This window comes from Streptomyces sp. NBC_00576 (assembly GCF_036345175.1).
Classification (GTDB): Bacteria; Actinomycetota; Actinomycetes; order Streptomycetales; family Streptomycetaceae; genus Streptomyces.
Genome location: NZ_CP107780.1, coordinates 6,204,769 through 6,217,599 on the forward strand (window position 1 = coordinate 6,204,769; position 12,831 = coordinate 6,217,599).

A 12,831-nucleotide genomic window follows, 5' to 3' on the forward strand; every position below is an offset into this window, starting at 1 on the left:
ACCAGAATCTGTTTCTGGTGGGGCTTCTGGGCTGTGAGACGGGCGACGAATGGATCGCCTTGCCAGGCGAGGAGAGAGGCGTGACGGTGAAGGTCCTGCGCGGTGACTCGACCGGGGAGCTGGAGCTCTCCGGAACCCGCTCCGAACTGCTGACCCTCGGGCGGGAGTTGCGGAAGGGACATGGGGAGATTCCTCTGGAGAAGGTCTCCGATCCCTTCCCGTACAACAGGTCGTTGTCACGGATGAGCGTCCGGCGCGCGAGCGGGAAGGTCATGATCTCGTCGTCCGGAGACAGCGAATCCCTCGATGTGCGAGGCGGACCCGAGGCCCTGGCTCTCCTCGCCGACAACATCGAGGGCTTCGCTTCGGAGGCGGACGCGGACGACCACCTTCACGTGGACCACTACCCGGACCACGACTACCTGGCTGAGGGGTCGGGATCGGTGGTCGTCTCCATCGATGGAGATCCATCGATGTCGTCGTGAAACGGGGTATCCGTTCACGGAGGCGTAGACGATGAAGTTCACCGGGTGACCTTGGGTGTCGAGGTCGCCGTCGTAGGGTGCGGTCGTGGGTCGGGCCGTAGGCCTTGACGGGCACGGGATGGAAAGCGAGGAGCCCCGCCGGAAGCGGCGGGGCTTCTGCGTCGGATGACGGCAAGGTGGGCGACCGGACGTCGGGGCGGCGTGGCCGGTGGTGGGTCACCGTGAGTTGGTCCATTGCGATTGTCCAGAGGTTTCAGGCGCTCGCGAGTGGTCCATCCACCGGAGAAGTGCGGCGAGAATGGACTGCTGCTGTCCCTGCCGATGCCGCTCTCTGCAGGTTTCGTAGGCCCAGCGACAGCTGCAGCGGTAATCCTCTGCAGGCTCGCGGCCGTGGTGGCCAGGCGGTGGCCGGACGCCTTTGGACGGTGCAGCACGAGGTACCGGCGCTCAATACTGCGCATGTGGTCTGATCAGGCACAACAACATCACGCGGCATCAGCTGTCACCAGGCAACACGATCCCTCACGGTCTCGTAATGCGTAGGTCTCGGGTTCGAATCCCGAAGGCGGCTCCATGGTGAACCTCAGGTCGGGCCTCTGACCTGGGGTTTCTTCTTTTCGTTGACCTTGGAATCCGGGCCAATCGGACACATGCAGTCTACGCATCGCAATGCGTAGGTCCAAGGTGCAGCTTCTGTAGTGATGTCCAGGGACATGCTCCCTGAGCTGGGCTTTTGCGGTAACGACTACGTTAGCTGAGGTACCATCAAGGGCCATGTGCGGCCAATGTGCGGCCATGAGTACAGCGACAGTGCCGGGGCGGCCATCGGAAGCAGAGTTTCCGGGCTCAGAGTTGACCGATGCTTTGTTGGTACTCGACAACCACGCCGATGGGCTCGAACCCATCAAGTGGGCACGCAGATGATCGTCGAGCTGTGTGCGACAGGCGCGACGCTCGGGCTGCTGCAGTCGAACTCACGCCCAGCGGGATCGGTATGAAATGGGCTTTTTTAGCCTTCTGGTGCATCGGCGCCCGTCTGCACTGCGAGGCGCAGGTACGTATCGACGTATCGATCGTCGGCCAGGCCGCTGAAGTGCTGGGCGCAGTCGGGATGCTCCGGCAGGACGGAGGCCGCCAGCGCAGCGGCTCCGCAGGTCAGGCGCGCAGCCAGGATCTGATCTTGTCCTGCGGACGCCACTGGTCCCAGGCTCCGTCCCAGACGCATAGGGCAGCCCCTCTCCAGGTCCGGTAGGTCGAACTCGATTCGCTGGACAAGCTCGCGGTCGTCACGCTCCTGCCGGCACTGATCACCACGGCATTCCTCGTCACCTTCACGTTCAAGGCGAGAGGAGACACCCTCTGGTTGACGCTGACGGCGCTCACCCTGTGGGTCGGGATCCTCGCCCTGAGATTCGTGGGTAACCTGCCCACCAACGCCGACCAGTCGACTGGGCGACCGTATGTGATCACTGGCAGATCGCCCACGGCCGGCGGACAGTCGCGGCCGTGCTCGCGTTCGGAGCCCTGATCGCCAACGCGACGCGAACATCGAAACGCACCCGCCACGCGACACCGACGTCGCCGCACCGTGGACTCCCCGGCGCACCAGAGGATTCCCCGCTGCACCAACGGACATGAGGGAGACCGACATGAGGGAGATCGAGCTGTCCGCCGGGACAATTGAATACGAGGACACGGGCGGCGACGGCCCTACGACCGTACTGCTGCACGGGCTGATGATGGACTCATCGCTGTGGGACGGACCCATCGCCGACCTGTCCGTCGACCACCGGTGCGTGGCACCGACGCTGCCGCTCGGCGCGCACCGTCACGCGATGCACGCCGACGCCGACCTGTCGCTGCCCGGGGTGGCACGGCTGGTCGCGGAGTTCCTCGACCGCCTCTATCTGCACGACGTCACCCTCGTCGGCAACGACACCGGTGGAGCACTCGTCCAGCTGCTCATGTGCGACGGCGCCGCACGCCTGGGAGGAATCGTGCTCGTCTCATGCGATGCGCTCGACAACTTCCTGCCAGGACTGACAGGCGAGACGCTTGTGCTCACCGGCAAGCTCTCGCCCCGGATGTTCGGACTGTGTATGCAGCAGATGAGGCTGCGGCCGCTCCGGCGGCTCCCGATCGCGTTCGGGTGGCTGACCCTGCGCGGAGACGCCGCCACCGCTCGGTGGACGAAGCCGGCCATGAAGCAGCCCGAGATCCGCCGCGACGCCGTACGAACACTGCGAGCGGCCGCGGCAGACACCAACTTCCTGCCTGCCGCGGCCGAACGCCTGCCGGCATCAAGCACCCCGTCCTCGTGGTCTGAGCAAGCAGGCGGAGGCCGCGTGATGCCGCCCGAACACGGCCGACGCCTCGCCGAACTCCTCCCCCACGGACGGCTGGTCGAGATAGCGGACCGCTATTGGGCTTCGGCTGCACCACAGCGCCGGGCTAGTCCGGAGACCTCGCGGTGTTTGTGGTGCATGCGCTCCAGTAGCCGGTACCTCTGAGTCGAGGTAGTAGTGGACCTTCATGTGGCTCTTCCCATTCGCGGACGGGCAGCCCGCCGCAAGCTGGCCTGCGGCTGACGGTGCAAGGGTTGAGATGACGCGGGTGCCGGTCGAGGCCACTGGTCCCGTTTGGCGTGGGCATATCATCGGCAGATGACGCGACGTGGACTGGTACTCGGCGGCGGCGGTGTGGCGGGGGCCGCGTGGCAGACGGGTCTGCTGGCGGGGCTTGTCGAAGGAGGAGTCGACGTCCTAGACGCGGACGTGATCGTCGGTACGTCCGCGGGCTCCACGGTGGCCGCGCAGATCACCAGCGGGACCCCACTCGGAGAATTGCTCGATCGCCAGGTCGATCCGGCGCTCCAGGCCCCCGAGTTGGCCCCCGCACTCGGCCCGGAGGACCTGTTGATGCTGGTCCTCGATGCCCATGACGGCGCCAGCGACTCCCTCGACGTGCGGCGCCGGATCGGGGCCATGGCGATGACGGCGCCGACCGTGACGGAAGCCGAGCGGCGTGCGGTGATCGAGGCCCGGCTGCCCTCGCACGACTGGCCGAGGTCGGAACTGAAGATCGTGGCCGTGGACGCGGAGACCGGTGTGGAGCGGGTGTTCGACCCGGCGTCGGGCGTCGATCTCGTGGACGCCGTGGCGGCGAGTTGCGCGGTGCCGGGAGCCTGGCCGCCGGTCACGATCGAAGGACGCCGCTATATCGACGGCGGTACCCGTACGACGGAGAACGCCGATCTTGTCGGGGGATGCGACCGGATTCTCGTGCTCCAGGTGATGGCGATTCCCGGCAACACCGACCTCGACGAGCAGGTCGCCGCGTTGCGTGAGCGGGGGGCGAAGGTCACGGTGATCCGCCCGGACGACGCCGCCGCATCGGCGATCGGCCCGGACCTGCTCGACCCCGCGGTGCGGGAGGGGGCGGCGCGCGCCGGCCGGGACCAGGGACTGCGCGCGGCGTCGGCGGCAGCCGCGTTCTGGCGCTAATCATTCGTACGTCGGTAGGCCCGTGGGGCTGAAACGCCCCCTTGGGGCCGCTGTTCAGCGCGACGACTCGGCCATCCTTGCCGAGTCGTCGCGCTTGCCGTCGGGTGTGTTTGTCCTCCGGTCGGCCTGCGGGAAGCGTGGGGTGGGCAGCCCGGCGGCGGGCGTCCGTCGCCCCGTCGATATTGAGTCAGACAGCAACCGGAATTTGTGATTCCGGGTTTTCTGGGAAGCTCCCCGATCATGGCTTGATTTTCACTGTGATATTTTCGTTCGCATTTTCGGTCATGGCTTAAATTTCATGATCGGGAGTTTCATCGGGAATTTACCGACAGGGTCTCCCGGTCTTGACAGGTTCGTGATGTGGCCAACAATGGAATCGGTATTCCGTTGATCCGCCGGTCGGCTGTGGTCGATCGATCAGAGGTCGTCGGAGTTCGCCGTCCTGACCACGAACCCGTTTCGTGACAGAAGGAGGAACACCGATGGAGCCATGGTTAACCATGGCGCGTGCCGTGCCCCCGGAGTGGCCCCGCACCTACTGCTTTGCGCATGCGGGTGGCAGGGCGCAGGCATTCGTCGAGTGGCAGGAGGCGTTGGCCGGAGTGACCGCGCTGGTTGCGGTCACGCCGGTCGAGCGCACCGGCATCGACGCCCTCTGTGATCAGGCCGCCGAGCTGATCGCAGCACAGCGCACCGGGCCGTTTCTGCTGTTCGGGCACAGTCTCGGCGCGCTGATCGCCTTCGAAGTGGCTCGCAGACTCGGCGACCGGCCCGCGCATCTGATCGCCTCCGGCTGTGTCGCGCCGAGCCTGCATCCCACCCCACGGATGGTCGAGGTGGCGGGGCTCGAGGGGCAGGGCCTGGCCGAGGCGCTGGCCGTCTATGGGGGTCTGCGGCCGGAGATTCTGGCCGACCCGGAACTGCAGGAATTCATACTCCCCGGCATCCGGGACGATTTCGGAATGGTCGCGGATTATCGATACAGACCCGGCGCAGCACTACCGTTCGATATATCTCTGGCCAACGGTTTGGATGATCCGCTGGTGCGGCGCGATGATTTGTCGGACTGGTCGCGTGAGTGTGTCGGCGAGCCCGAGACGTACTGGTCCGAGGGAGGTCACTTCTATTTCGAGAGCGACCCGGATCCGGTCATCGAAGTAATCCGCCGCGCGGCTCAGGCGTTGCCGGTCGAACTGATCTAGTTCTCAGCAGCGAGCGAGAAAGGGAAGCATGCCCGACCAACGTAGTAAAGCCGCGACGTTCGCCGAACTGCACCGCACAGGAACCTTCGTGGTGCCGAACCCGTGGGACGCTGGAACCGCGCGGATCCTGTCCGGCTACGGCTTCTCCGCGCTCGCCACGACCAGCGCGGGCCTCGCCTTCAGCAGAGGCCACGCCGACGGCGTCCGGCTCGTCGGCCGGGACGAGACACTCGCCAACGCGAAGTCGATCGTCGAGGCCACCCACCTGCCGGTGACCGCCGATCTGGAGAACGGGTACGGCAACACCCCCGAGGACGTGGCCGAGACCATCCGACGTGCGGCTGAGGCGGGCCTTGTCGGGGCGTCGATCGAGGACGCGACAGGCGAACCGGGCGACGAGATCCGTGACTTCGCCGAAGCGGTCGACCGCGTCACCGCCGCAGCCGAAGCCGCCCGAGCGCAAGCGTTTCCGTTCACCCTGACCGCCCGTGCCGACAACTTCTTCCAGGGGCGTGCCGACCTCCACGACACCATCCGCCGCCTTCAGGCCTTCGCCGAAGCCGGCGCGGACGTGCTCTACGCACCGGCGTTGCCGAGCATGGACGCGATCAAAGCGGTCTGTTCCTCGCTGGACAAGCCGGTCAACGTGCTCGCCGCCGGTCCCGTCCTCGAGCGGTCGGTCGACGAACTGTCCGACCTGGGCGTCCGCCGGATCAGCCTCGGCTCGGCCCTGCCCCGGGCCGCGCTGACCGCGGTGCTGGACGCGGCGGCCGAACTCGCGGGGCCAGGCACGTTCGGCTTCGCCAAGTCCGCGCTCAGTTATGCCGAATCCAACGCCCTGCTGGGCACGTTGTGATCCCGGCCTACCTCACCGCACCCCGCTATCTGCTCGGCGAGATCGAACACGACCACCACGAGATCCCCGGTTTCGCCGCGCGCGCCCGCGAGTACGGAATGCAGCCCGACGCCCCTCTCTGGGGCTGGGGCAAGATCTTCCGCACCGAGAAGCCGCTGGAGGAACTGATCGTCGAGACCGGGAAGAAGATCGTCGACTCGGGGGAAGTGGACCTGCTGGTGTTGTGCTCGACGAAGTTCCCCGGCGACGCACACACCCACGGCGGGTTCATGGAGGCGGTCTTGAACGGCCTCGGTCTCGACTGCCCCTTCTTCGGCCTGACCCTCAACCGATGCACCAACCTGGTGACCGGGCTCGGCGTGGCCGAGGCCTTCGTCCGGACCGGCATGTACCGCAACGTCCTGGTGATCACCGCGGACCGCTGCGCCACGGAGTCCGACCGGATGGAGAACTTCGCTCTCTTCAGCGACGGCGCCGCCGGCTGCCTGGTCACCGCGCGGCCGGGTGACTACGAGATCCTGGGGTCGGCCGGCGCGCAGGACACACGGACGCTGGCCCGGGGCAACGAGATCAGCTCGGACCTGTCGCGCCAGGCCAACGACATCCTGCTGACGCGCCATGGACTGACTCCCGACGATCTGGCCGGCGTACTGCACAGCAACCTGTACACCCCGATCGTCGTGATGAAGGAACGCCAGGCCGGCTTCACGGCCGCACAACTCGACACCACCAACACGGCCCGGACCGGCCACTGCTTCGCCGCCGACCCGCTGATCAATCTTGCCGACCGCCGCACCGAGCCAGGTGGGTACTACCTGCTCGCCGCGAGCGTGCCGGGTTCCCGCGCCGCGATGCTGCTGCACCAACCCACCACGGCCACGAGCTGAACAGCCTGAGGACAGCGTCCGGAGGTTTTCCATGTCCGCTTTCACCCTGCCCGACACCTTCGTCGTAGCACCCCTGTCCACTTCCGAGTTCGACCCGGCCACCGGGCCGCTGGCCGCCGAAGTGATCGCCGCGGGCCCCGAGTCCGTCTACCACCGGTTGGTCAGCGATCAGGAGTCCGAGGTGGTGTTCCTCCTCGCCCGGCACGTGCTGAATGGTTTCCTCGGCGCGTCGGGCTCGCCGACCGCCCAGGAGACCCGTGAGCCGGGGGCCGATGGCATCGCAGAACGGACAGCCCAGGTGGGCCGGCAGATCACCGAGATGCTGCAACCGTTGCGCGAAGCCGAACCCCGGGTACGCGACGCCGTGCTGGCTCAGCGCGCGCCACTGGCCCTCATCGGGGGCTGCTGGCTCGACTCGGTCTCACAGCCCGCCACCCAACCCGCGACTGTGGTGAACCAGTTGGTACGCCACCAGTTCGTCTGGCGCGGCGAAGGCAATCCCCGGCGTTCGCTGCAGCAGCTGCGCACGCGCGCGCTGGAAGGAACGGGCGTGTTCCTGCCCGATGTCACGGCACAGGATTTCCTGCGGCAGGCGCAGGCCCGGCCGCTCACCTCCTGGCACGGCGCCTACTGCCTCAGCCTGGCCAAGCTGTCGGCGACGTTCCTGCCCGAAGTGGTCGGCACCCACTACGTCATGGCCGCGCTGGGCGTCGACGAACTGCTGCTCGGCACACGGCCCCTGCTCACCGAAGCGGAGTTGCGGGCCACGCTCGCCGACTACCTCGCACTGGCCTCACCGCCGGTCAGGAGCAGGCTGTACGCCGCGGTCACTCGCACGCTGGCGATGGAGATGGAGCACGGGAAACTGCTCGCCGACGTCGCCGAGTGGCACGCGGGTCTTTCGCTGGACGCGCAGGTCGCGCAGATCGTGGCCAGGCACGCTCCGTTCGCCGGCAAGCAGCACCGCAGCGTCCGTGTCGGTGGCCGGCCGCTGACCGAACGGTTCGCTGATCCTGACTCCGATCTGGCCGCGTTCATCGCCGATTTCCGGGCGTCACCCCAGATGAAGTCGCGCGAGGGCGGGTGCCGGTTCGTGCGGGCCATCAAGTTCGGTGGACCTATGTTCGGCATTTTCGACGAGCGCGAGGCGGCGACCTTCCAGCGGTGGGCCGAGGCGATCGCCGCAGGGGACCCGCCCGACATCGAGCTCATCCCGAACACGGCCGGTGACGATGTCGCGCACGCACTCGCGGAAACGATCCGCGCGACGCCGCCCGGGATACAGTCCGGCACCGCCACCCGTGACGACGAACGTGAATTCCTCCACCGCCTCGTCAACATCGAGAACTTCCCCAACACCCTCGCCATCGCGCGCGCGAACGCCGAGGAGGGTCTCGCCCGCGCCGAGATCCTTTTCGAGCACGGCGACAAAGGCATCCTCACCGACGCCAGCTGGTTCGAGTACTCGCCATCGGCGCTGAACGAGCGCGTCGACCGTATCTACTGGGACAAGCTGGTCAACCCCTACCAGCCACTGACCGAGCTCCCGGACCGTGACGAGGTGGTCTTCGGCCAGACGACCTTCGCGCTCGGCAGCATGATCGACGGCGCATGGGCACACCGCATCGGCGCGACCGGCCGCTACACACGCCGCAGCGACGGCATGCTCTACTCGATCTACGCCGACGAGATGGGCCGCGGTGACATCGGCAAGAACCACATCACCCTGATCTACCAGGTGCTCGCCAGCCTGGGCATCAAGGTTCCCCACCTCCGGGACACCGCCTTCCTCGACCAGGACGAACTCCCCGACCATCTTTACGGGTTCTCGCTGTTCCAGCTCAGCCTCGCGCTGTTCCCGGACTCGCTCTACGACGAGATCCTCGGCTACAACCTGGGGATCGAGATGTTCGGGCTCGGCACCATGCGCATGCACGAGATGCAGAAGCTGCGTCACCACGGCTTCGATGTCGCGTACGAGGAAGCGCATCTCTCCATCGACAACCTCTCCGCCGGTCACGCTCGGCAGTCGGCCGAGATCGTCATCGCCTACCTGCACGACGTGGAGAAAGTGTCCGGAGCCGACGCGGTGCCGTCGCACTGGCGGCGGATCTGGCGCGGCTACGCCTCGTTCGCCTACTTCGTCGAGCACGAGCTGGTGGCCGGCCTCACCCGGAACGAGCCGGTGGACGTGGTCATCTGATGACCGCGACCATCTCCCCCAGCACCTTCGACACACGGATTCTGTCGCTCCCCCTGTATGAAGATCACCACCGAGAACTGGCCCAGCGCCTGGTGACCTGGTGTGCGGAGCACCAGGACCTGCTCGCCGCTGCCGGCCAACCAGAAGCGGACGGCCTGCGGATCCTGCACGCGCTCGGCGACGCGGGCTGGCTGGCGTTCCTCGACGGCGGCCCTGACGACTACCGCGCGTTGTGCCTGGCGCGGGAGGCACTGGCGTACCGCGGCGATCTCGCTGACTACGCGTTCTCCATCCAGGCCCTCGCGGCCACCCCGATCCGCCGCTTCGGCACCGACGACCAACGCCGCCGGTATCTGCCAGGACTGGCAGCGGGCACGCTGTGCGGTGCCTTCGCGGTGTCCGAGGAGTCGGCGGGTTCGGACGTCGCCGCGATCAGTCTTGACGCGCGCGAGACGGAGACCGGCTGGATGCTCAACGGCGGTAAGGCCTGGGTGGCCAACGCGGGTGTCGCCGACGTCTACACGGTGATAGCGCGCACCGGTCCTGGGCCAGGTGCGTTCGGACTCAGCGCGTTTCTGGTGCCCGGGACCACCCCCGGCCTGCGCGTCGAGCCGGTGCCGATGATCGCCCCGCGTGCCTTCGGGCACCTGGTGTTCGACGACTGCGCGCTGCCGCGGGAGGCGTTGCTCGGCCGGCGTGGCGGCGGGTTCCCGGTCGCGATGGAGGTCCTCGACCGGTTCCGGATGACCGTCGGCGCCGCCGCGCTCGGCTTCGCCCGCCGGGCCGCCGACGCGGCGCTGGCCAGAGCACGCGACCGGCCGATGCTGGGCGGGAAGCTGTTCGACCTGCCCACAGTGCGCGCCGCCTTCGCCGACATGGAGGTCAAGCTGGACGCGGCCGCGCTGCTTGTGGCCCGGTCGGCCTGGGAGATCGACCACGGCGGCCCCCGCTACGCCAGGGATTCTGCGGTGGCCAAGCTCTACGCCACCGAGGTCGCACAGGAGGTCGTGGACAGCGCGGTGCAGATCTTCGGCGCGGCCGGCCTGGTCCGCGACAGCCTGCTGGAGCGGCTGTACCGGCAGATCCGGTCGCTGCGGATCTACGAGGGCTCGTCAGAAGTGCAGCAGGCGGTCATCGCGTCGGCGATCGATCCGCACAGGACACACCGAGGGGCATCATGACGCAGCCACTTCCCGCGACGCCGATTACGGCGCCCACCCATCCCGACCCGTATCCGTTCTACGCCGATCTGGTGGCCAACCGGCCGTTCGGCTACGACACCGGCAGCGGCCTGTGGGTGGCGGCCGGGGCCTCGGCGGTGTCCGAGGTGCTCACCAATCCGGCCTGTCGGGTCCGGCCGAGCACCGAGCCGGTGCCGCGCGGCCTTCTCGGCACCCCGGCCGGCGACGTGTTCGGCGAGCTGGCCCGAATGACCGACGGTCCCTCACAGGTGCGGCGCAAGCAGCTCCTGCTCGCGGCGCTCAGCACGGTCACCGAGGAGCAGGTCGTCGGGCCGGCCGCGGAGCAGGCGGGCAGGTCGACGGACTGGGCGGAACTCCAGTTCGGGGTGCCCGCACGAGTGGTGGCCTCACTGCTCGGCCTCGCCGGGGACATCCCTGGCGAGGCTGCCCGGCTCATCGGCGAGTTCGTCCGGTGTCTTCCCGCCTCGGCCACCGCGGAGGACCAGGTCGCCGCGGCCGCCGCGGCCGACCGGTTGCTCGACCTGCTCGGCCCACGGCTACGCGCCGAGAACGGCGGCCTGATCGGCGAACTGGTCCGTCTGGCCGTCCGCGACGACTGGCAGGAGACCGCCCCGCTGCTGGCCAACGTGATCGGCCTGCTGGCGCAGACCTACGACGCCACAGCCGGCCTCGTCGGCAACACCCTGCTCGCACTGGCTCGCCACGGACAGCCGGACGATCTCCGGGCGTTCGTCGCCGAGGTGGTCCGGCACGACGCGCCGATCCAGAACACTCGCCGGTTCGTGGCGACCGCGACCACCATCGCCGGTCACGAAGTCCCGGCGGGCTCAGCGATTTTGCTGCTGCTCGCCGCAGCCAACCGCGACCCGCTGGCCAACCTCGATCCCCACGCGTTCCGCCCCGACCGGGCCGATCCGCAGGTGTTCACCTTCGGCCAGGGGCCCCACCGGTGCCCAGGTCACGTCGTGGCTGCCGCGATCACCATCGGCGTGATCTCCACAGTGACCGGGGTGCCCTCCCACGAGGGCTACCGGCCCTCACCCAACGCCCGCATCCCCGTCCTGAAAGGGCAGTTCCAATGACCCGATTACGGCTCAGGCACGAGGCGCGCGGGACTGGACGGAGAGTGGCGGCGGTGTCGGCCGGCGTGCTGGCCGTCGAGTCCTCAACCGAAAACGGGGGTGTCGAAGAATGACCGACAAGCACTTCGGTGTGCTCGGTATCGGTGTGGGTCCGGCCAATCTCAGCCTGGCCGCGCTGTTGTATCCGCACCGGGACCTGCCCAGCCTGTTCCTCGACCGCAAGGAAGCCTTCAGCTGGCACGACGGCCAGCAGATCCCCGGCACCTCACTGCAGGTGTCGATGTTGAAGGACCTGGTCAGCCTCGCCGATCCGACCAGCAAGTTCTCGTTCCTGAACTACCTGCACGACCAGGGGCGGATCTACCATTTCATCAACGCCCAGTTCGACGAAGTGCCACGACAGGAGTTCCGCAACTACCTGGAGTGGGCGAGCTGGCGCATGAAGAACATCGTGTTCGGCGAGGAAGTGCGGTCGGTCGACTTCGACGGCGTGTTCAAGGTGCGCACCGACGAGCGGGTGCTCACCGCGGACAACATCTCCGTCGGCGTCGGCAGCCGGCCGTGGATTCCGCCGACCGGGCAGGGCTGGGATTCGCCCAGCCAGTTCCATGTGTGCGACTTCGTCGACAACGCCGTCGATCTCGGTGGCAAGCGCGTCGTGGTGGTCGGCGGCGGGCAGTCGGGCGCAGAGGCCTTCCTGGACCTGATCTCCCGTGAAGGCAGGCAACTTCCCAGCAGGGTGTCGTGGTTCTCGCGGCGCCGCAATTTCCTGCCCATCGACGACTCACCGTTCACCAATGACTTCTACATGCCGTGTTACTCGGAGTACTTCTACGGCTTGGAACGAGCGACCCGTGAGCGGATCAACCAGGAGAACGTCCTGTCCAGCGACGGGATCTCCGAGTCGACGCTTCGTGCCATCTACCAGCGGACCTACTACCACCGGTTCATCGCGCGCTCGCCCGGTCTGATCAGGCTGTACCCGAACCGGGAGATCACGGGCGTGGCCCAGGCCGGTGCGGGATGGGACCTGACGGTGGTCAACAAGGACCGGCCCGACGAACCCCGACATGTGACGACCGACGTGATCGTCTGGTCGACCGGCTTCCGCACCGGACTGCTGGAACTGCTCGACCCCTTGGCGGACCGGCTCGACCGCGAGGGCGGCGAGTACCCGGTGGACCGGGACTACGCGGTGCGCTGGGACGGCCCCGAGGGCCACAACATCTTCATCCAGAACGGAACCCCCACGCAGCGTGGTCTCGCCGACAAGAACCTGAGCCTTCTGGCGTGGCGCAGCCAGCGCATCGTCGACCGCCTGCGCGGTGTACAGCGGGAAGAACAGCTCTCCTCCTTCGTCGAGTGGGCGAACGAGGGCAGCGAGGACGGCGAGCTGCGAGGGAGGGTGTGA

10 protein-coding genes are annotated in these 12,831 nt (G+C 67.6%); all 10 read left to right on the plus strand.

Features of this window, described 5'->3' with window-relative positions; genetic code table 11:
• Positions 1–80 precede the first annotated feature (80 nt).
• On the plus strand, positions 81–485 hold the full coding sequence (locus tag OG734_RS26815; RefSeq protein WP_330290041.1) for an Imm32 family immunity protein: 405 nt from the start codon (positions 81–83) through the stop codon (positions 483–485).
• Positions 486–2,134: 1,649 nt separating this feature from the next.
• The gene (locus tag OG734_RS26820; RefSeq protein ID WP_330290042.1) at positions 2,135–2,995 is read left to right on the plus strand and encodes an alpha/beta fold hydrolase; all 861 of its coding nucleotides are present in this window, start codon (positions 2,135–2,137) and stop codon (positions 2,993–2,995) included.
• A gap of 153 nt (positions 2,996–3,148) precedes the next feature.
• A complete protein-coding gene (locus tag OG734_RS26825) occupies positions 3,149–3,988 on the plus strand; it encodes a patatin-like phospholipase family protein (RefSeq protein WP_330290043.1) in 840 nt (279 codons plus the stop codon).
• Between the two features lie 482 nt (positions 3,989–4,470).
• Positions 4,471–5,190 (plus strand): thioesterase II family protein, encoded by a 720-nt coding sequence (locus tag OG734_RS26830; protein ID WP_330290044.1) that lies wholly within the window; start codon positions 4,471–4,473, stop codon positions 5,188–5,190.
• Positions 5,191–5,218: 28 nt separating this feature from the next.
• Complete coding sequence (locus OG734_RS26835) at positions 5,219–6,046, plus strand: isocitrate lyase/PEP mutase family protein (protein WP_330290045.1); 828 nt, start codon at positions 5,219–5,221, stop codon at positions 6,044–6,046.
• Complete coding sequence (locus OG734_RS26840) at positions 6,043–6,933, plus strand: 3-oxoacyl-ACP synthase (protein WP_330290046.1); 891 nt, start codon at positions 6,043–6,045, stop codon at positions 6,931–6,933. Before OG734_RS26835 ends, OG734_RS26840 begins: the two co-directional genes overlap by 4 nt.
• Before the next feature lie 31 nt (positions 6,934–6,964).
• On the plus strand, positions 6,965–9,136 hold the full coding sequence (locus OG734_RS26845) for an iron-containing redox enzyme family protein (RefSeq protein ID WP_330290047.1): 2,172 nt from the start codon (positions 6,965–6,967) through the stop codon (positions 9,134–9,136).
• The gene (locus tag OG734_RS26850) at positions 9,136–10,317 is read left to right on the plus strand and encodes an acyl-CoA dehydrogenase family protein (protein WP_330290048.1); all 1,182 of its coding nucleotides are present in this window, start codon (positions 9,136–9,138) and stop codon (positions 10,315–10,317) included. Before OG734_RS26845 ends, OG734_RS26850 begins: the two co-directional genes overlap by 1 nt.
• Positions 10,314–11,420, plus strand: coding sequence for a cytochrome P450 (locus OG734_RS26855; protein ID WP_330290049.1), 1,107 nt, complete (start codon positions 10,314–10,316; stop codon positions 11,418–11,420). Before OG734_RS26850 ends, OG734_RS26855 begins: the two co-directional genes overlap by 4 nt.
• Before the next feature lie 109 nt (positions 11,421–11,529).
• Entirely contained in the window at positions 11,530–12,831 is a 1,302-nt protein-coding gene (locus OG734_RS26860) for a lysine N(6)-hydroxylase/L-ornithine N(5)-oxygenase family protein (protein WP_330290050.1), read from the plus strand.